We start from the raw sequence: 20519 nt of genomic DNA on the forward strand, positions 1-20519 counted from the left end.
GCTACCACGACGCAGTGCACGCCCAGACGGTCCGCTTCCTCCAGCGGCTGACCGCGGCGGATCTCGATCGGGTCGTCGACACCTCGTGGGACCCACCGGTGACTCTCGGGGTGCGGCTGGTGAGTGTCGTGTCCGACGATCTGCAGCACGCGGGCCAGGCGGCCTTCCTCCGCGGCTTCATCCACCCCTGAGGCGGCGCACCGCTCCGCCGGCGGGTCAGCTCGGGCCGGTACCGCCGCCCGCCGGGCACTGCCGGGGCTGGACCTCGTCCGTCTTGGGTAGGACGACGTCGTACGCCGTGGCCGTCAGGGACAGCCCTTCGGCACCGGACGACGCCTCGACCACGTTCAGGTCGAGGGGAAGCTGCCCCACCGGAATCGGGATCGACGGCAGCAGCGATCCGCCGGGCAGCGGGATCGACAGGTTGATGCCGCCGCGGAGGGTGATCTCGCTGGGCACCAGCGTGAGCACGTTGTTGCGGACCTCGAACGTGGTCACACCCCCGACCTCCTGCGCGCCGATCAGCGGGAGGTCCACCCGCCCGGAGATCTCGATCCGCCGCCCGCCGTCGACCNGGTTGACCTGGATCTCCCCGGGCAGCCCGGCGAGGTAGGTGTTCAGGTCGCTGTAGTCCAGGCGAACCGCGGCCCGGATGTCGTCCACCGGGACGGCGCCCACGTTCCCGGAGACCATGTCCCCGAACGGCACATGGATGCCGGCGAGCCGGGCCTGGACCCAGGAGATCCGCGGACCGGGCGTCGGGATGCCCTCGATGGTCACGCCAATGTCCTTGAACCTGCCGAACAGGATCTGCGTGAGGAACGGGAAGCCGCCGATACTGACATCACGCACCGTGGGCTCCGGCACGCCGCACTCCAGGCCTTCCAGCACGCTGGCCTTGATCTGCTTCGCCATCTGGTCCTCGGCCACGCCGACCGCGGCGCGGTCGGCCGCGACCAGCAGTCCCAGGACGACGGCAGCCGCGATCGCGACCCGCACCCAGCGGCGGCGGCGACGCGGCGGGCCGGGCGGCGGCGCGACCGCGGCGGGCGGCTCTCCGCCCGCCGGCGGCACGGGGACCTCGCCGTCACCGCGAGACGGCCACGGCCGGGCCGGCGCGGGATGACCCGCGACCGGGTAGCCCGCCTCCGGGTGATCCGGGAGCGGGTAGCCCGGTGCGGGAGGCCCGCCCGGTTGCCAGTCGGCGGACGCGGCCGACCACGGCCGGACCTCGTCCGGCGCCCACTGGTCGTGGTCCGGGCCGCCCTCCGCGCCACCGTCCGGGCCGCCGCCGTCCGCCTGGCGGGTCGGCGGGATCTCGGCCCAGCGGGTGGGCGGAATCGATCGCTCGGTCGGCGCGACGCTGCCGGAGTGGGGCGCGACGCTCCCGGAGTGGAAGGACTCGGCGGGCGGCGGCTCCCCGGGTACGCCCTTCGGCCCGCCGCGCGGTGCGGTGGCGCCGCCGGATTCCTGATCCACAGACCATCTCCGTTCCATGCCGGTCGGAGGTGACCTGTTCACCGCGGTGAGCTCGGGGCCGCCTGGACTCCGTCCGGTTACGAGCCTACTGCGCTGCCGACCTGATCCAGCCCACCTGACACCGCGTCGGATGACAGCATTCCGACTGGTCCGAAAGGCGGTATCCCGCGGGTCACAGAAACGTCGGCCAGGACAGCCCGGACGGCCCGATCCGGGCCACGGCCTCGGGGGCGGGGATCGAGGCGGGGGCCATCATGAATCCGACGACGCCGTCCAACACGTCCATGACATGGACTTCGAAGGGCAGAACAGGCCGGCCATCCGCCCGGGTGCGCTGCCGCTCCGCGGCGAAGTCGACGATGAGAGCCATCGCCTGCGCGGTCCGGTGGGCCCGCAGCGGCCCGGGCGGATGCGGCAGATACAGTCCCAGCCGCTCCTGGTAGGCCCGGGTCGAGGCGCGCATCGAGGCCGGCAGCGAGTCGAAGACGTCCCGCCGGCCGTACTGCTTCAGCATCGCGACGAAGCTGAGGTAGTAGCTGTCCGTCTCCTCGCTGTGCTCCATCAGGGTGCGCACCTGGCATTCGAGCAGGGTGCGCAGGTCGCCCGGGNCGCGCTCGGAGATGAGCAGCAGCCGACGCTCGTGCAACCGCGGCAGGCGATATTCGAAGATCGCCTGGATGAGCCTGTCCTTGGAACCGAAGTGGTACTGCACGGCCGAGTTGTTTCCGTTTCCCGCGGCAGCACCGATCTGCCGCAGCGAGATCCCGTCAATACCGTGGACCGCGAACAACCGCTCGGCAGCGAGGACGATCTGCTTCTTGCTTGATGTGGTCACCACCGGCATGGGCGGATATAAGCACCATGCCGGCGCGCCGGTCAAGTGACGCCAGGGCCCCTTCCGGGGACGCCCGGTCCGGGACGCGGTTGCTAAACCTTCCGCCCCACCCCACAGGATTCGAGTGGCGCAAACGGACCGTCCGGCTCCGGATTGTTACGCCAGTACGGCGGCGAGACGATTCCTGGTTCGACCAGCTCAAGGCCGTCGAAAAAAACACCGATCTGTTCGACCGTACGATAGTGGTATCCGTTCCCGACCGTGGTGACCTCGTTGAGGTCGGCCACACCGAGGTCCTTCTTCGCGGCCGGCCCCGGCGCCGGGTCGGAGGTCCGGTCGTCGGAGCCGTCCTCCAGCACGAGGAAACNGCCCGGCGGCAGCGCGGCGACGAGCCGGCGCACGATGGAGTACGCCTCGTCGAGGTCGGCTATCAGCCCCATGATCGACATCAGCATCAGGCCGATCGGGCGGGAGAAGTCGAGGGTCTGGGCCGCGAACTCGAGGATCCGCTCGGGGTCGCGCGCATCGGCCTCAAGATAGGTGGTGACGCCCTCGGGCGTTCCGACCAGCAGTGCCCGGGCGTGGATGAGCACCATGGGGTCGTTGTCGACATACACGACCCGGGATTCCGGCGCGATCCGCTGCGCGACCTGGTGGGTGTTGTTCTCCACCGGCAGACCGGTGCCGACGTCGAGGAACTGCCGCACGCCCTCCTCGGCCACCAGGTAGGTGATTGCGCGGGCAAGAAACGCCCGGGAGGCCTGCGCCACGTCCAGGATCTGCGGGAACACCGCGATGGTCCGGTCGCCGTGCGCCCGGTCGACGGGGAAGTTGTCCTTGCCCCCCAGGTAGTAGTTCCAGACCCGGGCCGAATGCGGCCGGGACGTGTCGAACGTCGGCGGCGGATATTCGCTCATGCTGCGTGCACTCCCGTTCGGGGCAGGACCGGCGGCGCGCGGTCGTAACGGCACCCCGCGCCAGCCGGGAACAGTAGCGGAAACCGTCGGGCCGTCGGACCGTCGGACCGGTTCGGTCCGGTCCGGTCCGGGGTGACCACCACGGCACATCGCGGTGTTCACCCCGGGCGGTTGGCCGGGACGGTCAGTCCAGCGAGACGGAGGTGTCGATGAACTCGTCGGTGACGACGGCGGCAGGCGTGAGCCCGGCGGCGGGGGGCGTGCCGGCCGCGGTGAGCCCCGGGGTCAGCCGCGTGATGAGGCTCTGGACCCGATCGGTGTCGAAGCTGCCGAACACACCGTCACTGCCGTTCGCCACCAGGCCGAGCTCACGCTGCCGGGTGTTCCCGTCCGCCAGCAACCCGCTGGAAAGCTCGTAACCGGCGGTGTCCAGCTTCGAGGTGACCTCGATCATCAGATCGTTGGCCGGCTTCGGGTCGGCCAGGTAGTCGACCATGGCCCGCTGGAACAGCGGCACCAGCGCGGACAGGCACTTCCGGTTCGCCGCGAGCTTGTCCTTGCGGACGGCCAGGATGTTCGCGTAGGCAGGGTACTCGTCCCCGACCAGCACGTACTTCACCGGTTTCGCCCAGGCGGCGACGTCGTGCTCCAGCCGGTAGGGCTCGTCGGTGACGAACCCGACCTGGACGATGCGGCCGTCCTCGGCGACGAACCGGGCGAGGTCCCCGTTGTAGGAGTTGTCGATCTGGGACCGCTGGAACAGCCCCTCACCCACCAGCGCGTTGAGATAGGCCTCGTCCCCGACCAGCACCGTCCGTCCTGACCTGCCGATGTCGGCGAGCGTGCGGAAGTCCAGCGAGGGATCACCCCAGAAGAACATCAGCGGAGACTTGGCGTACGGCGCGAGCACCGCGACGGAGGGGTGCTCCGCGGAGTTGCGGATCACCTCGTCCAGGTCGAGGTAGCCGAGCAGGATGTCGTCGTCCTTCTCGAACAGCGAGGTGACCGAGTCGAAGGCCACCGCCGGGCCACCGGACCGGATCTCAAGGTCGACCCCGGTGGCGCCCAGCGGGCCGGTCACCCGGAAACTACCCTTGTCGATCTTCGTCTCGGCTCCGAGCAGCTGGTAGGTCGCACCGTAGTCGACCTCCGGCCACCAGCTCGTCTGGACGACGACGGTGTCGGGGCAGATTCCCTTGAGCGGGGTGGTGTAGTTCGCCGCCGCGACGCTTCCGGCGCCGCTCGCGGCCGGTTCGGTGTCGGACGCGGAATCCCCACACGCGGCCAGGCCGACGGCCAGGCCCGCGGCGCAGGCCCAGGCCACCACCGAACGAAGTCTCCTCACGTGCTCTGCTCTCCTCGGATCAGGAAGGACGGGCGAGACGGGAGCAGCGGGCAGGATGTCGACCACCGGCCAGGCGGGTTGCCTCAGTGACGGTCCGACCCTTTTTCCGTGACCCCCGGACTGGGCGACAGCCTCCCATGACCACCTGAACCCGTGACATCCAGGTGTGCGGTGACATTCCGGACGCGGAGCCGCACGAGCCGCCGCCGGCACCGGGATAGGGTTTCCGCCGTGTCAGACGGCGACAGCCCCCCGCCGCCCGCGCCCGCCACGCCGCCCGCGATCGGCGGCGCGGCCTCGTGGGCACGCGGCCTGGCGGCGCGCGCCGCCCGCACGGTCCTCCCACCGACGGCCGTGCTCGCGGTCGTCGTGGCAGTCTGGTACGCGGTCAGCTACTGGTTCCTGGCCCCGCGGCGCCGGTTCCTCCTGCCGCCGCCCCATGAGATCGTCGCGGAGGGCTTCCTCGACCGGCGCCGGGGCCACGAGATCCTGGTGGCGCTCGCCGGCACGGCGCAGGTGGCGCTGACCGGCCTGGCGATCGCCGCGGTCCTCGGAATCGGCGCCGCGATCCTCATGGCGCAGGCACGCTGGATCGAGAACTCGTTCTACCCCTGGGCCATCCTGCTCCAGACGATTCCCGTCCTGGCAATCGTTCCGCTGATCGGGTTCTGGCTTGGTTACGGATTCTGGTCCCGGACGGTCGTGTGTGTCGTGATCTCCATGTTCCCAATGATCACGAACACGTTGTTCGGCATCCAGTCCGTCGACTCGGGCCATCACGATCTGTTCACTCTGCGGCGGGTCGGCCGGTGGCGGCGGCTGCGCCACCTTGAACTGCCCAGTGCGCTACCCGCGATCTTCGCCGGCCTGCGCATCTCGGCCGGCCTGGCGGTGATCGGCGCGATCGTCGGGGACTTCTTCTTCCGCCGGGGAGATGTCGGCATCGGAGCCCTCATCGACAACTACACCCGCGACCTGTCCGCCGGGCCGCTGTTCGCCGCGATCATCGCTTCGGCACTGCTCGGCCTGGTCGTCTTCTGGATGTTCGGGCTGGCCGCCCGGCTGGTCGTCGGCTCCTGGCACGACTCCGCCCGCGGCTGACCAGCCCCCGCCGAGCCCGGGAGCACCGCCCACGGCCCGCGTCGGCACCCGCCGCCGGGCACCCCCACCCACCGCCGACGGCATACCTTTCCGGTCGGGCCGGCCGGGATTATCGAATTACTCTCCTTCCGCCCCGGAGCGAAAGTGAGCGAGCTGACGCCTACCCCGGAGCCCCATTGCGGGTACCGTACAAAAGACCAGGACCCCGGCCGCGCCGCCCGCGCCCGGGCCGCATGCGCCCGCGGAGTGAGAATGATTGGGAAAAGAATTCACCAGGCAATCTCCGAGGGCGCGGATCCAGATCCTCGCTTCACACTCGCGAACGAGCGGACTTTCCTGGCCTGGCTGCGGACCGGTCTCGCCTTCATCGCCGCCGGAGTCGCCGTGGACGCCGCCGCGCCGGACAACATCCCGGCTGCGTTCCAGACCGTTCTCGCCATCCTCCTGATGGTGGCCGGCGGTGCCATGGCATCCGACGGGTTCCGCCGCTGGCTGCGTACCGAGCAGGCGCTGCGCGCGAAGCGCACGCTCCCCGCGCCCGCGGCCGCGCCGGTTATCTCGGCCCTCGTCGGCCTGCTCACCGGCGTCCTCATCATGATGATCGTGCTGCGATGAGCCGGCCGGCGGGCCCGCCCCAGGTGTGGGAGCGGGACGCCGGGCTGCCGGCCGAGCGGACGGGTCTGGCCTGGCTGCGGACGACGCTCAGCCAGGCGGCGCTCGCCGGGATCATCATCCGCTGGATCGTCCACGGCACCGACTCCCTGGCCCTGGTGCTGATGGCCGCGCTCCTCCCGGCGTTCGCCGTCCTCGCCCACCTCTCCGGCCGGGCACGGCTGCGCGTCCTCGAACTCGCCTCCGTCCGGGCCAGCCCGGTGCCGCTCGCGGCGACGGCCGCGCTCGTCGTGGCCACCGCCGTGATCGGCGTGGTCACCGTGGTCGTCACCCGATGACCGGCCCCCGGCCCGCCGGTTCGGCAGTCCGGCACACCAGCAGCTGCGCCAGCAGGTCCCCGAGCACGGTGAAACCGTCCGCGCTGAGCACCGACTCGGGGTGGAACTGCAGCCCGACGAAACCCGGGCCGCGCAGGGCGTGTACCGCGCGTTCCCCCGGACCGCCCGTGCCGTTCACCGCGCTGCCCGTGGCGCCCCCCGCACCACCGATGCGATGCTCCTCGCGGGCGAGCCGGACCGGGCCGTAGGGCGTGTCGGTCTCGTCGGCGGCGGCCACGGCGGTGAACGTCGAGTAGAACCCGACCCGGCATCGCCGGCCGAACAGATCGATCTCGCGCGCCAGCCCCTGGTAGGTGTCCTCCCGGCGGCGCAGGCGCAGTCCGAGCAGGCCGGCCAGCAGCTGGTGGCCCAGACAGACGGCGAGCATCGGGCGACGGCCCGCCAGCAGGCCGCCCACGAGGCCGCGCAGCGCGGTCATCTTCGGGTCGTCCCGCGCGCTCGGGTCACCCGGCCCGGGGCCGGGCACCACCAGATCGAACTCCCGGGTGTCCCCGGCCCGCGCCCACGACCGCACGGTGACCGCCAGACCGAGGTCGCGTAGCTGGTGGGCGAGCATCCCGGTGAAGTCGTCCTCACCGTCGACGAGGAGCACCGAGCGGCCGGCCAGCGCCGGCGCCGGCGCGGTGGCGGGGACGGGGCCGGGCCGGGGCTGCGTCCAGAACCGGGAGAGGCCGGCGACGCGTCGCTCCAGCAGCGCGAGGACCTCCGGATCGGCGGCGAGACCCGCCGCGCGCCCGGGCGCCGCTGCCGCCTTCGATACCGGAGCCGATCCCGGTACCGGAGTCGATCCCGGTACCGGAGCCGGAGCCGGAGCGCTCCCCCGGGCCGGTGGCCGCAGGCCGAGCGCGGCGAGGACACCCGCCGCCTTGGTGTGCGTCTCCGCCGTCTCGCCGGCCGGAGTCGAATGCCGCACCAGCGTCGCTCCGACCGGGAGGCGCAGCTCCCCGGCAGGTGAGATCTCCGCGGTACGGATCAGGATCGGCGCGTCCAGGGTCTGCCGGCCCGACCCGTCCCTCCCGAGCAGCGCGAGGACCCCGGCGTAGTAGCGCCGGCCGCGCCCCTCGTGCCGGGCGATCACCCGGCACGCGTTGCGCAGCGGGCTGCCGGTGACGGTCGGGGCGAACATCGTCTCGCGCAGCACGTCCCGCACGTCGAGCCGGCCGCGCCCGGCCAGCAGGTACTCGGTGTGGACGAGATGGGTCATCTCCCGCAGGCAGGGCCCCGACACCGCTCCCCCGTCGGTGACCCGCGCCATCATCTTGAGCTCCTCGTCGAGCACCATGTGCAGCTCGTCGATCTCCTTGGGATCGGTGAGGAAGCGCAGCAGGGCGGCGCGGTCGGGGCCGCCCTCGGGCAGCCGGTGAGTGCCCGAGATCGGGTTCATCAGGACGAGGCCGTCCTCGACCGTGACGTGGCGCTCCGGCGTCGCCCCGACGAGGATCCGGCGTCCCGTGTGGATGACGAACGTCCAGTACGCCCCGCGCTCGCCGACGAGCAGGCGGCGCAGCACCGTGAGCGCCGCGGTGAGCGGGTCGCCCACGACACTCGCCGTGTGCGTGCGGTGGATGACGAAGTTGGCGCCCTCGCCGCGGCCGATCTCGTCCCGCAGCACCGCCTCGACCACCCGCGCGTACTCGTCGTCGCTGCTGTCGAAGCGGCCGTTCTCGCAGGTGACGTCGCCGGCGGGCAGTACGTTCAGCGCGCCGGCGAGATCCGCCCGCTCATGACCGGAGATGTGCAGGTACTCCAGCGGAGTGCCGTCGTCGACGCAGTCGAAGCCGCGCTCGGCGAGCTGCCGGTAGGGGACGAGCGCGAGCACCCGCGGCCCGGCGGGCCCCGGTGGCAGCGGGAGGTCGGCGAGCCGGTCGGCGGTCTCGACCGAGCCGACGTAGACGTCGAGGTGATCGGCACCCTCACGGCGCACCAGCGCGAACGGGCCGGGATCGGCCCCCGCGGCGGTGGCGGCGAGCAGGGTCTGGAGCAGTCGCATGATCGTGTCCTCGATGGCCGGCGGCCGCGACGACCGGACGGCCCGCCCGAGGTGAGGAGACGACAGCGGCCGCCGGACGGGGCGGCCGCGTGTGATGGGTCTACGCGCGAGAGGGGTGGGCCGCCGCCGGGGCGGGCCACCAGAAGTTCATCGGCGCGTGCACGGCACCACCATAGCCCATCGCCCGTCACGCACCGCACCCTCCATGCCCCGCACCCTCCGCGCCAACACCGTCAACACGGCGAAAAGCTGCGGACCCCCGACGTCCGCCGGGGGTCCGCAGCTGTGAGAACACACGGGTGGGCGGCCGCCCTCAGGAGGAGACGGTCGCCTTCGCCGCGGTGTCGGTGTCGGTGTCGCTCGACACGGCGGTGTCCGAGGACGGCTCCGCCGTGATGCTCGCCGACTTCTCCGCCACCGGGGTGGCGGCGACGAGCTCGCCGCCGTTGACCGGCTCGACCAGCCGGTCGCCGAGCAGGGCGAGGTCGAAGGACTGCCGGGCCATCCAGAACCGCAGGAAGCCGGTCAGCGAGTACCGCAGGAACAGCGCCGCCCCGACCACCGCCGCGGTGATGCCGCCCAGCCCCAGCGTGATCGCGTCGCGCTGGACGAGCGGGTCCCGGGTGCCATGCGACGTCGCGTAGGCGGTGATGGCGAGCACCCCGCCGACCACCATGAGCACCACACCGAGGCGAACCCAGAAGCGTGGCCGTCCGGCCGCCGGATCGGGGATCTTCAACTCCCCGAGCTCGCGGACGAAGCGGTCCGCGCGCGAGTCAGTCGTCATGTGGAACTCCCCAGATAGAGGGCGGATAGTTCGGCGCGCAGCTCGCTGTCGGGGGCGCCCTCCCGTTCGATCCGGCCGCGCACCATGACGGCCGCGTGATCGGCGATGCCGAGCACCGCCGCGGCGAACTGCTCCACGACCAGGACGCCGACACCCTGCCGGGCGATCTCGGCGACCTGCTCGTAGAGGCGTCCGACGACCAGCGGGGCCAGGCCCATGGACAGCTCGTCGAGCAGCAGCACGGCGGGGTCGGTGGCCAGCCCCCGGGCCAGCGCGAGCATCTGCTGCTCACCGCCGGACATGCTGCCGGCGGGCTGGTTGGCCCGCTTGGCGAGAATCGGGAACCGCTCGAACGCGACGGCCTCGATCTCGTCCCGGGAATGACCGGTGAAGGTCATCATCAGCAGGTTGTCCCGGACGGACAGGTTCGGGAAGACTCCCCGGCCCTCCGGGATCAGGCAGATGCCCGCCCGCGCCAGGTCCCGGGGGTTCGCCCCGGTCAGGTCACGGCCACCGAGCATCAGCTGGCCGGACTGGACCGGATGCGTACCGGCCGCGACGTTCAGGGTGGTCGTCTTGCCGGCGCCGTTCGGGCCGAGCAGCGCGACCACCTGCCCGGCGGAGACGCTCAGGTTCACCCCGTGCAGGACGGTGATCCGGCCGTAGGCGGCGCGGACACCGCGCAGCTCCAGCAGAGGCGTCATGCCGCATCCCCCAGATAGGCGGCCAGCACCCGCTCGTCCCGCCGGATCTCCGCCGGTGGGCCCGAGGCGATGACCTTGCCCAGGTCGAGCACGTGCAGGTCGTCGCACACGCTCATCACCAGGTCCATGTCGTGCTCGACGATGAGCACCGTGGTCCCCTCCGCCGCGACGGACCGCAGCAGGCCGGCGAACCGATCCGTCTCCTCCGGGTCCTGGCCGGCGGCGGGCTCGTCCAGCAGGAGCAGCTTCGGCCGGGCGGCCAGTGCCCGGGCCACCTCGACCAGCCGGGCCACCCCGGTCGACAGCTCGTCGGCCGGGGTGGCCGCGAGCCGGGTGAGGTCGAGGCGATCCAGGATCTCCTCGACCACACCGGCCGCGTTCCGCCGGTCCGGGCCCAGCTCGGCGGCGACCAGGATGTTGTCCCGCACGCTGAGCCGGCCGAACAGCTCCAGCCGCTGGAACGTGCGCGCCAGCCCGTGCCGACTGCGCCGCGCGGGGCCCAGTCGGGTGACCTCCCGGCCGCCGATGAACACCTGCCCGGCCGACGGCCGGCGCAGGCCGGAGATGACATCGAACAGGGTGCTCTTGCCGGCCCCGTTGGGACCGATCAGGCCGGTGATCCGGCCCTCCTCGGCGGAGATGGCGACATCGCTGAGCGCGCGCACCCCGCCGAAGGCGACCGTCACATCCCTAACCTCCAGCAATGCCACGGGCCAGCACCTCCTCGTCCTCCCGGCGCCAGGCCCGCCGCACGCCCCACCATTCGACGGGGACGTCCGACTCGGTGGGCCTGGCGAGGCGAGCCTGCGCGACGAGCTGCGCCGCGACGATCAGGAAAACCGCCAGCCAGAAGGCGACCCAGCCGGCCAGCACGTCCTGCAGCTGCAGTACCCACAGCACCACGCCGGCGCCGAGCAGCACTCCCAGCACCGGCCGGTCGCGCCCCAGTGCCTCGTAGCGGCCGCGGATCTCGGGGACGGCGCCGTCCGGGTTCTTCGCGAGCCCGAGGCCGGCGAGCGAGGGCATCAACGAGGTGATGTTCTTCGCGAACACCCCCGCGGCGGAGATCACCGGGAAGGAGCCGCCCAGCGCCACACCGGTGAACAACCCGTTGCCGACGGCGGTGAGACCACCGACGACCGCCACCAGGTAGAGCGGCAGTCCGGCCACGAAGCTGAACTGGTCGGAGCTGACCGAGCGCTGCTGCATCCCGTAGAGCGCCCCGCCCAGGCCCGCGATGCCCGCGGACAGGGCGAAGACCGCCATCTTGGACAGCAGCAGGTGCCCGCCGAGGGTGGTGTAGGCCGCCTCGGAGTCACGCAGGGCGATCAGCTGACGTCCGAACCGGCCCCGGCGCAGCGCCATCACCGCGAGCGAGGCCAGCGCCAGCCAGACGGCGGAGAACACCATCAGCTCGGAGCCGTCGTCCAGGTGCCAGCCGAACAGCGACGGGCCGGGCATGTCGACCGACCCGCCGTCGAACAGCGAAAGCTTCAGACCCAGCACCTCCACCGGAGCCAGGGTGAAGATCCAGCGGTCGAGGACGAACGCGAAGGCGGTGGTGCCCAGCGCGAGGTACACGCCGGACAGCCGCAGCGCGGGCAGCGAGATCAGTGCACCCACCACTGCGGCGATCACCACCGCCAGCGGCAGCGCCCACAGCTGGCCGTCGCCCCCCGCGTGCGCCCACACAGCCGCGCCGATCCCGGCCATGCTGAGCTGGCACAGCGAGATCTGGCCCGCATAGCCCGCCAGCGGGACGTAGGACAGCGCGATCACACCGAACGAGAAGACCGACCCGTAGGTGATCAGGTCGCCCTCGCCCAGCAGCGACGCGAGCACCAGGCCGAACACCACGACCGCCCCGGCGAACAGCAGCGTCCCCCGGACGGAGGGCACCGGCACCGGGCGGGCCTTGGTGTCCCGCCCGCGCAGCCGCCGGTGCGGGAACACCAGCAGCGCCAGGAACAACAGCAGGGCCGGCGCCGCCAGCCGCAGACCGGGCAGGTACTGGTTCTGCGGCAGGTACCCGGTCAGGTAGCTCTCCAGGCAGCCCACCACGATCGCGCCGACGAAGGTCAGCGGCAGGCTGCGCAGCCGGCCGAAGATCGCCGCCGTGTAGGCGCTGACGATGAGCAGGGACAGCTGGGAGGCGTCCAGGGTGACCGCCGGCGCGATGAGGATACCGCCGACGGCCGCCAGCTGGGTGCCGAGGATCCAGGCGACCTGGTTCGCCCGCACCGGGTTGGCGCCGGTGAGGCCCACCAGCGCCCGGTCGTCGACGCTCGCCCGCATCTCGGCGCCGATGCGAGTCCCGTAGAGCAGGACCCGCAGACCGACGGCGACGGCCACCGCCACGATCATGGTCAGTGCCTGGTGCCAGGTGACCGTGGCGGGACCGATGTCGATCGCGTCGGAGTTCTCGAAGAACTTCGGCAGCGAGCGTGCCTTGTTCGGGTCCCAGATCCACCGGGCGGCCGCGATCAGACCGCTCAGCATGGCCACGGTCATCACCAGGCGCTCGGCGTCACCCAGACCCTGGACCGGCCGCAGCACCACCCGTTCGATCAGCAGGCCGAACCCGGGGGCCAGGACGGCCAGGACCAGGATCAGTGCCAGCGGTACCGGCACCCCCCAGCCCCCGGTGAGCTGCCAGTAGACGAACGCCGCCATCATGCCGGCCGCGCCGTGCGCGAAGTTGAACACGCCGGTGGTGGTGTAGGTGAGCACCAGACCGCTGCCGATGACGGCATAGATCGCGGCGGTGCTCAGACCCACAATCCCGAAGGTGAAGAACTGCTCCATAACTACTGGAGGTCGTTCATGCTCTTGCCGACGCTGGCAAGAGTGAGCGGACTTCCGAAGTCACCGGTGTACTTGATCTCCGGCGCGTCGCACCGGAAGATGTCGTCGGTGTCGGGCTTGAAGTCCGCGAGCTCCCAGCCGTCGGCCTTCGCCTGCACGACGTTGAAGCACTTCAGCGGGGCATCCACCTCGGAGATGTCGACCTCGGCCTGCAGCCCACCGGCTGTCCAGTCCGTCTGTGCCCGCGCGGTCTCGTAGAGGCACTTGCGGGTGAGGTCGTCACCGCACTCGGACGCCGACGAGGCGAACAGCAGCCACGCGGAGAAGGCCCGCAGCGCCGGGAAGGTGATCTCCGCCTTCGGCGCGTACTCCTTGTACAGCTCCTCGACCTGCTCGAGGGCGGGAATGTCGTCCATCGCCTCCAGCGGCGCCACGCCACTGAGGTCGGCGTAGTTCGTCTGGAACGTGACCGCGTCCCCGCCGAGCTCCTGGAACGCCGAACCGTAGGCGTTGCTGTTCGCGTCGATCCAGTCGAGCTTGTAGTCCATCGACTTCAGTACCTGCTCGAGCTTCGCCAGGCTGCGGAAGTCACCCAGGAAGACCAGGCCCCGAACGCCCTTGCTCTTGATCGCCTGGGCGTAGGGCGTCCAGTCGGAGACGCCGATGGCCGGGTAGAGATCGTTGTAGGTGAGCGTGCCGCCCACTGTCTGCAACGCCTCCGCGGTCTGGGCGCCGATGGTCTTGGTCACCGGCGAGTCACCCGCGATGACGCCGACCGAGCCCGCCGACTCCGGGTGGGCCTCGGTGATCAGCCACTTGTAGTAGCCGCCGTAGCGGGCGTAGGAGTGGCCGGCGCCGATCGCGTCGATCTGCAGGTCCGAACCGATGTTCTCGACCATGCTGGTCTGCGCCGGGATGTCCGGCAACAGGCACTTGAGCCGCTCCTCGACACCGCCGGCGTCGAGCGCGGCGCCGCCGCCGACGATGGCGAAGTCCTCGCGGCAGGATTCGATCATCCGCTGGCGGGTCTCGAGCATCGCCGTGTCGCGCAGGTTGTAGGAGATCTTGCGCCCGTTGATGCCGCCCGCGTCGTTACACCACGAGGTGAACACCTTGGCGGCGTCGTCGAACTCCGAGTTCTTGGTGAAACCGACGTCGCTGAAGACCCCGACGTTGATCTCGCTCGCCGTCACGCCCTGCGCGGACGCGGTCTTCGCATCGCCTGGGCCGCAGACGTCCTTCAGCGTTCCGAAGTCGCCGGCCGCGGCCGACGCCGTACGGGTGGCCTGGGTGTCCTCGGAGTTTAATTCGCCGCTGGAGCCGCTCCGGCCGCATCCGGCGGCGAACACGGTCACCGCTGCCATTGCAGCGACAGCCGTGACAGTTCTACGCGGTTTCACGGGAGTTCCTCCTTCTTGCTATCCCGACTGCCGTGCGCACACCTCGAAGGCGGTCCACGCGGCATGGATCAGTCAGTTCCGGTCGGGCTGGACACGGTGCAGCGCCGAGCGGCCACCGGTAACAGACAAGTGGACACGCGCCGGCTCAGGGCACCCAGGCACCGCCCGCCTCGCCGGGGCAGGTCAGTGCCGACGAGTAGCGATCAAAGTAAGTGTCACTTGCGGTTTCCGGAAGGGATCTTCTCGGTGTGAGGAAACTATCGACTCTCTGAGCGAGAATCAAACCCCATCGGTGTACTTCACGGCGGCCGCATCACTGGACAACGACTACCCGGCGCAGCCAGATACTTCCGCAAGGTCACCTGCCGGCCGGCCGGTCGGCACCATCCTGCCAGCGCCCTGGCGGCAGAACCGGAGCCGAGCGGAACACAAGCCGATCGGCAGGCTACTCGCCGCATCCGGGGGGATGACGACCCGACCCTGCGACTGATCACCCGCCCGCTGCCGACAACGGCGAGATCTTGGCTCCGGATCCTGGGAATCTCCTGCCAGTGCAGCCGAGAATGCCTTCGACCGGCCGCCGCGACGCCGCTCGTAGCTCACCCGCGGCAGCCGCCCGGGCCTACGGAACGTGCCTCCCCAGGCCGCCCGGCACAGCCGGATTCGGCGCTCTTCCGCGACGGAACAGCCGGCGCTGGTGCGACCCACCTCCGGCCGACGACCTCGCAAGATCAGGTGACGTATCTCACGTTGCGGTCACACTCCCGCCCGGAGGGTGCCTCCCGATGGTGAGAATCACATTGACGCTGCCAGCCAGGGCCGCTCCGCCAGGTGGTCGGTCCACTGACCCGGAGGGTCAGCGGCCGCCGAGTCTGCGATGCGTCAGAACCGGGAACTCCGCGCGGACGGCCCCCACGCGGCCGGGGTCCAGCTCGGCCCGCACAACCGCCGGGCCGGTGCCCCCGCGGGCCAGCACCACGCCCCATGGGTCGACCACCAGGCTCGACCCGGCCAGCTCGACGCCGGCCTGGCCGCCGGCGGCGTTGCAGGCCACGACGAAGACCTGGTTCTCCACCGCCCGCGCCCGGACGAGCAGCTCCCAGTGCTCCAGGCGGGCGAGCGGCCAGGCCGACACCACCACGACCAGCTCGGCGCCACGGTCGGCCAGCAGCCGGAACAACTCCGGGAAGCGCAGGTCGTAGCAGGTGGCGACGCCCAGCGGTCCCCAGGGCGTAGCCGTGACGAGAACTCCGTCGCCGGCGGTGAGCAGCCGGGCCTCCGCGGACTCGTACCCGAACAGGTGGATCTTCCGGTAGTGCCCCAGGAGCTCGCCTCCGGGGCCGATCACCGCGGTGGTGTTGTACAGCGCTCCGGCGGAGTCACGCTCGACGATGCTGCCGCCGACGATGTGCAGGCCCCGCTCGGCCGCCACTGCCCGCAGCGCGCCCACGGTCGGCCCCGACAGCGCCTCGGCCTCCGCCTCGTACCGGTCGAAGTGGAAGTACCCGGTGGCCCACAGCTCGGGGAGTACGACAAGGTCCGTCCGATCCGGGTCGAGCGCGCGCACCTGCGACAGGACGCGTTCCCTCCTGGCGGTGCTCGCCTCGCCGTCCGGGCTGGCGCTCTGTAGCAGCGCGACCCGCAGCGGTGCCGCGCCGTCCCGGCTTCCCGTGTTCACCCGTCGGCTCCGTTCCGCTGTGCCCGGTGCGCCCGGTGTCCNGGCGCTGGATCCCCCGGTGCCGAGCCGCCTGGCTGTCGTGCCCCTGTGCACCCGTTACAACGGTCACCGGTCACCGGTCACTCCCGTGGCCGGAACGCCGTCCGCCGCACGGCGCCGCACCGCGCACGGCGCACGGCGCTGGCCGCCCAGCGACCCCACGCGGGCCGCGGACCCCGCGGCCCAGCCGGCCGAAGGGCAGGCACATTGACGCGGACGACCAGCTCGGGATTTGGTGATGTGCCTGGTGATATCGACCGCCCGCGGCCCATCGCCCGGGTGCCTGGACGGCGGGCCCCACCCGGCCGTCCCCGCGGCGAGGGAGCAGCGCATGGTTCTACAGCGGCTTGAAGTAGGTCTGGTCAGCACGGACGGCGGCCTTGCGGAGTTCTACGCGAAGGTCCTTGAGCTGGAGCTCCTGCCGCCGTTGGCGGCGGGCCCCGGAGTGGTGCACCGCGCGCAGGGCGCGGGAAACACCATCAAGGTCATGGTGCCCGGGAACGCACCGGAGATCGCCGAGCCGGTATGGCCTTTCTTCGCGGCGACCGGCCTGCGCTATCTCACCGTCCACACGAGCGATCTCGATGGCGTCATCACCCGGGCCACCGCACTGGGCGGCCGGGTCAAGCACGGTCCGATCAGTCTCTCGCCCAGCGTCCGGATGGCCGTGCTGCTCGACCCGGACGGGAACGTGCTCGAAGTGGTCGCCCAAACCCCCTGAAGCCCGCCACTCAGCGCACAGATGGCAGAGTGGGACCATGTCAACGCCCCCAGGCTGGTACGACGATCCCTCAGGGCAGCCCGGCGCACGCTGGTGGGACGGCAACGAGTGGACGAACCACACTCGCCCCGCGGTTCCCCCGCAGCAGCCGGCACAGCACCAGCCCGCACAGCACCAGCCGGCACAACAGCAACCCGCACAGCAGCAGTACCAGCAGCAACCGACCGCAGGGTTCGGGCAGGCACCCGCCCACCAGGGCCCGCCCGGGCAGGTTCCGGCGCAGTACGGACAGCCGCAGGGTGGCTGGGGCGGGCCGCAGGGATACCAGCCACCGCCCGTCCAGACCAGCCACACGCCGGAGCGCATCCAGCAGCAGGTCCGCGAGCGGGCGGGCGTCGACATACCGGTGCAGGGCGGCGGCACCCTGTTCAGCGAGCCGGTCCTGGTGGTCAACCAGAAGACGAAGCTCGTCGAGCTGACGGCCGAGTACGCGGTCTTCAACCAGCAGGGAACCCAGATCGGCTCGGTCGTGCAGGTCGGCCAGAGCGCGCTGAAGAAGATCGTGCGCTTCCTGTGGTCGTTCGACCAGTTCCTGACCCACCGGCTGGAGGTCCGGGATGCCGCGGGCGTTCCGCAGCTGCTGCTGACCCGGCCGGCGAAGTTCCTGAAGTCCAAGGTGATCGTGGCCCTGCCGGACGGCCGCGAGATCGGCCGCATCGTCCAGCAGAACGCCCTCGGCAAGATCCGGTTCAGCCTCGAGGTCGACGGTGCGAGCCTGGGAATGATGAAGGCCGAGAACTGGCGGGCGTGGAACTTCTCCATCGTCGACCACACCGAGACCGAGGTGGCCCGGGTTACCAAGACCTGGGAAGGACTGGCCCGGACCCTGTTCACCACGGCCGACAACTACGTGGTGCAGCTGCACCGCCCGTTGCCGCAGCCGATGCTCAGCCTCGTCGTGGCCTCCGCTCTGACCATCGACACCGCGCTGAAGCAGGACTCCCGAGGTTTCAACTAGATCCGCACGGGGCGGGTCGCGAGGCGGGCGAGGTCAGGCGTTCGTCGCCTGACCGAGCTCGAAACTGAAGCTCGTGTTGGTGCCGTCGACGGAGTCGACCGTGACGTCCACGGGATAGGTGGTTCCGTCGGTCGGATCCGTGAGCGTGCACTGCAGGGTGGCGCCGGTCTTCGCGCGCAACGCGCTCGGGCAGTCGACGGGAAGGTCCGCGCGGTCGAACTGCTCGCCGAAGTTGGTGGCGATCTCCTGCTCCACCTCCTCCTCGGCGACAGCCGTCACCCCGACGAGGTCGAGCCCGAACCTGGTGTCGTCGCCCTCCACCGTGTTGACGGTGACGTTGACCGGATAGGTCGCGCCGTCGCTCGGATCGGTCAACTGGCACTGCATCGTGGTGCCGACCTTGGCCGGCAGCGCCTCCGGGCAGTCCACCGCGGGCTGGCCGTCCCCGAAGAGCCCGCCGAACTTCGCCACGATCTCGTCCTCGACCTGGTTGGCCGCGACCTCCTTCCCGCCGATGGACACCGACGCCTCGCAGCCCGCCGTGACCAGGGCGGCGACCAGGCCGCCGGTGAGCGCCGCGAACCGTACCCCGCGCCGGGAAAAGCCGTTCATCCGAGTTCCCTCCACCAGCCCGCCGAAATTCTCGCCGGGAGATTCCCGACAGGCACGAGACCGGCCACCGGAAATGGATGGCCGGCATCTTCCAAAACTCACCAGGGGATTGGCGCGCCGCTTTGAACACGGGTTCCGGGCTGCCAGCAATGAAGGTACCAGCGGGGAGATAGGACCGGCGGGCCGTTCGTTGTCACCACGATGACAGCGGCGGACGTTCGCCCGGAACGGGCCCGGCCTCGTTGCGGGCAGCCCGGTTCGGACGCGTTCCCCACCGCGGGCAGGTCTCCGCCGCCACCCGACAGCCGCGTTGTCGCCCATCCGATCGACAACGCCCGCGCGCGCCCGCACCACCCGCCGCGAGATCTCACAGGTACTACACAGGCAGTGCACAGCGCATCAAGGGCCGGGCCCGGCAGCATCGGAAACTCGACAGTGCCGGCCCGAGGATGGAGCGCATCATGAACGACCGACAGGCCGCCCACCGGCCGACGTACGAGGGGCGGCCGCTGCCGCGGCCCGAACAGGATGTGGTCGACCAGGGGCTGGCCTTCGATCTCGGCACGGCGCTGAGCCGGCGGCGCCTGCTCACCTTCCTCGGGCTGGGTGCCGCGACTGCCGGCCTGGCCGCCTGCGGCGGCGACTCCGCGGGGACGGCCGGGCCGGCCGGCCCGGCCGGCCCGGCCGCCGCCGCCGCTGGCTCGAACAGCGCGGAGATCCCCGAGGAGACCGCGGGCCCCTACCCGGGCGACGGGTCCAACGGGCCGGACGTACTGGAGCAGGACGGCATCGTCCGCAGTGACATCAGAAACAGTTTCGGGGACGCCGACGGAACCGCCGAGGGCATTCCGATGACGCTGGAACTGACCATCACCGACCTCGCCGACAACGGTGCGGCGTTCGCCGGCGTGGCCGTCTACGTATGGCACTGCGACCGCGACGGAAACTACTCGATGTACTCGTCGGGAATCACCGACCAGAACTACCTGCGCGGCGTCCAGATCGCGGACGCGGACGGCAGGGTGCGTTTCACCAGCATCTTTCCCGCCTGCTATTCCGGACGGTGGCCGCACGTACACTTCGAGGTGTACCCCGACCAGTCGGGCATCACCGACTCGACCAGGGCCATCGCGACCTCGCAGGTGGCTCTCCCGAAGGATGCCTGCGACGCCGCCTACGCGCAGGCCGGCTACGAGCAGTCGGTGAAGAACCTGGCACAGGTCACGTTGGACAGCGACAACGTCTTCGGCGACGACGCCGGCGTTCGCCAGCTCGGCACCGTGACCGGGGACGCCATCACGGGTTACAAAGTCGCGCTCACCGCGGGGGTCGACACGACGACGGCCGCGGGCGGCGGCCAGGCCCCCGGCGGCGACGGTGACGGTGGGCCCGGCGGCGCGGGTAGGCCCGGCGGCGGCGGCGGCGCGGGCGGGCTGCCCGGCGGCTACGGCGCGGGCGGGCCCGGCGGCTACGGCGCACCGGGTGGGTACGGCGGACCTCCGCCGGGAGGTCAGGGCGGATACGGCGGGCCCCCACCCGGAGGTCAGGGTGGAAACGGCGCTCCGGGCGGGCAGCCCTCGGCAGCCTAGGCGGCTTCTCGCGGGTGGGGGCGGGTCCGCGGGCCGGCTCCGCAGCCGGCGCGGACCCTCGCGCCGGACCCGGATCCCGTCCATGACCTGCACGAACTGGATCGAGCCGTGGACCGGCCGGCGGTCAGTACCACCGACAGCGGGTGACTCCCTTCCGGCCGACCGCGGGATGGATCCCGCTGGTCAGTCCGCCCGTGATCTCGTGATCTCGTGACCAGCCGAAGGACTCGGCGACCGCCGCGGGTGGGTGATCTGACGGTGGCGGTCAGCGTTTCGGGTGCGGGCGCGGGTGTGGCGNTGCGGCGACTGAAGACCTCGTGGTGTCTCTTCGGGAGAGGTGTTGACAACCCCGGTGGTGGAGGGGGCGCAACCTCTCCGGGAGCGGAGACACCACGAGGTCTTCAGTCGCTGTCGGCGAATACTCGCGGACGGGCGGCGCGGGGGTGGATGGGGGGTGTTTCGGGGCTGTGCGGGCTCTGAAAGCCCTGG

At 71.2% G+C, this 20519-nt stretch carries 16 protein-coding genes and 5 pseudogenes; 7 read left to right on the forward strand and 14 right to left on the reverse strand.

The window, feature by feature from the left end:
* A pseudogene (locus UG55_RS42430) lies at positions 1-191 on the forward strand (DUF664 domain-containing protein); the annotation flags it as partial.
* Positions 192-216: 25 nt separating this feature from the next.
* On the opposite strand, the pseudogene UG55_RS42435 reads toward UG55_RS42430, so the two are convergent.
* The 6 genes and pseudogenes from UG55_RS42435 to UG55_RS23380 form a co-directional block, all read right to left on the reverse strand.
* A pseudogene (locus UG55_RS42435) lies at positions 217-574 on the reverse strand (DUF2993 domain-containing protein); the annotation flags it as partial.
* A 1-nt stretch (position 575) separates the two neighbouring features.
* A pseudogene (locus UG55_RS45715) lies at positions 576-1497 on the reverse strand (DUF2993 domain-containing protein); the annotation flags it as partial.
* 591 nt (positions 1498-2088) lie between these two features.
* A pseudogene (locus UG55_RS42445) lies at positions 2089-2323 on the reverse strand (TetR/AcrR family transcriptional regulator); the annotation flags it as partial.
* 83 nt (positions 2324-2406) lie between these two features.
* Positions 2407-2681, reverse strand: a 275-nt coding sequence (locus tag UG55_RS42450; RefSeq protein WP_242424989.1) for an SAM-dependent methyltransferase, incomplete at its 5' end; no start/stop codon positions are given.
* 1 nt (position 2682) lies between these two features.
* Positions 2683-3231, reverse strand: a pseudogene (locus UG55_RS23375) (SAM-dependent methyltransferase); the annotation flags it as partial.
* Between the two features lie 184 nt (positions 3232-3415).
* The gene (locus UG55_RS23380) at positions 3416-4576 is read right to left on the reverse strand and encodes a hypothetical protein (protein WP_066073092.1); all 1161 of its coding nucleotides are present in this window, start codon (positions 4574-4576) and stop codon (positions 3416-3418) included.
* 231 nt (positions 4577-4807) lie between these two features.
* Between UG55_RS23380 and UG55_RS23385 the strand changes: the two genes are divergently transcribed.
* The 3 genes from UG55_RS23385 to UG55_RS23395 all read left to right on the forward strand — a co-directional run bounded on the left by UG55_RS23385 (position 4808) and on the right by UG55_RS23395 (position 6627).
* On the forward strand, positions 4808-5677 hold the full coding sequence (locus tag UG55_RS23385) for an ABC transporter permease (protein WP_066073095.1): 870 nt from the start codon (positions 4808-4810) through the stop codon (positions 5675-5677).
* Between the two features lie 252 nt (positions 5678-5929).
* Complete coding sequence (locus UG55_RS23390; protein ID WP_066073098.1) at positions 5930-6292, forward strand: YidH family protein; 363 nt, start codon at positions 5930-5932, stop codon at positions 6290-6292.
* Positions 6289-6627: a DUF202 domain-containing protein gene (locus UG55_RS23395; RefSeq protein ID WP_066073101.1), complete on the forward strand. Its 339-nt coding sequence runs from the start codon at positions 6289-6291 to the stop codon at positions 6625-6627. Before UG55_RS23390 ends, UG55_RS23395 begins: the two co-directional genes overlap by 4 nt.
* Here UG55_RS23395 and UG55_RS23400 read toward each other — a convergent pair.
* The 7 genes from UG55_RS23400 to UG55_RS23430 all read right to left on the reverse strand — a co-directional run bounded on the left by UG55_RS23400 (position 6617) and on the right by UG55_RS23430 (position 16018).
* The gene (locus UG55_RS23400) at positions 6617-8677 is read right to left on the reverse strand and encodes a chorismate-binding protein (RefSeq protein WP_066073104.1); all 2061 of its coding nucleotides are present in this window, start codon (positions 8675-8677) and stop codon (positions 6617-6619) included. The two genes, UG55_RS23395 and UG55_RS23400, sit on opposite strands and share 11 nt — an antisense overlap.
* A gap of 313 nt (positions 8678-8990) precedes the next feature.
* The gene (locus tag UG55_RS23405; protein WP_066073108.1) at positions 8991-9464 is read right to left on the reverse strand and encodes a hypothetical protein; all 474 of its coding nucleotides are present in this window, start codon (positions 9462-9464) and stop codon (positions 8991-8993) included.
* The gene (locus tag UG55_RS23410; protein WP_066073111.1) at positions 9461-10168 is read right to left on the reverse strand and encodes an ABC transporter ATP-binding protein; all 708 of its coding nucleotides are present in this window, start codon (positions 10166-10168) and stop codon (positions 9461-9463) included. The genes UG55_RS23405 and UG55_RS23410 overlap by 4 nt, the downstream gene beginning before the upstream one ends.
* Positions 10165-10854: an ABC transporter ATP-binding protein gene (locus tag UG55_RS23415; RefSeq protein ID WP_396230989.1), complete on the reverse strand. Its 690-nt coding sequence runs from the start codon at positions 10852-10854 to the stop codon at positions 10165-10167. The genes UG55_RS23410 and UG55_RS23415 overlap by 4 nt, the downstream gene beginning before the upstream one ends.
* Before the next feature lie 4 nt (positions 10855-10858).
* A complete protein-coding gene (locus tag UG55_RS23420) occupies positions 10859-12973 on the reverse strand; it encodes an ABC transporter permease subunit (RefSeq protein ID WP_066073117.1) in 2115 nt (704 codons plus the stop codon).
* 2 nt (positions 12974-12975) lie between these two features.
* Complete coding sequence (locus tag UG55_RS23425) at positions 12976-14337, reverse strand: ABC transporter substrate-binding protein (RefSeq protein WP_066073120.1); 1362 nt, start codon at positions 14335-14337, stop codon at positions 12976-12978.
* 892 nt (positions 14338-15229) lie between these two features.
* A complete protein-coding gene (locus tag UG55_RS23430) occupies positions 15230-16018 on the reverse strand; it encodes a carbon-nitrogen family hydrolase (protein WP_066073151.1) in 789 nt (262 codons plus the stop codon).
* Positions 16019-16421: 403 nt separating this feature from the next.
* On the opposite strand from UG55_RS23430, the gene UG55_RS23435 reads away from it, so the two are divergent.
* Positions 16422-16811, forward strand: coding sequence for a VOC family protein (locus UG55_RS23435; RefSeq protein WP_066073123.1), 390 nt, complete (start codon positions 16422-16424; stop codon positions 16809-16811).
* A 37-nt stretch (positions 16812-16848) separates the two neighbouring features.
* Positions 16849-17829: a phospholipid scramblase-related protein gene (locus UG55_RS23440; RefSeq protein WP_066073126.1), complete on the forward strand. Its 981-nt coding sequence runs from the start codon at positions 16849-16851 to the stop codon at positions 17827-17829.
* Positions 17830-17862: 33 nt separating this feature from the next.
* Here the strand turns inward: UG55_RS23440 and UG55_RS29665 are convergent, their stop codons facing one another.
* Entirely contained in the window at positions 17863-18441 is a 579-nt protein-coding gene (locus tag UG55_RS29665; RefSeq protein WP_066073129.1) for a DUF4333 domain-containing protein, read from the reverse strand.
* 461 nt (positions 18442-18902) lie between these two features.
* On the opposite strand from UG55_RS29665, the gene UG55_RS23450 reads away from it, so the two are divergent.
* Entirely contained in the window at positions 18903-20030 is a 1128-nt protein-coding gene (locus UG55_RS23450) for an intradiol ring-cleavage dioxygenase (RefSeq protein ID WP_083987130.1), read from the forward strand.
* Positions 20031-20519: the final 489 nt, after the last annotated feature.

The organism is Frankia sp. EI5c (genome assembly GCF_001636565.1).
GTDB lineage: Bacteria > Actinomycetota > Actinomycetes > Frankiales > Frankiaceae > Parafrankia.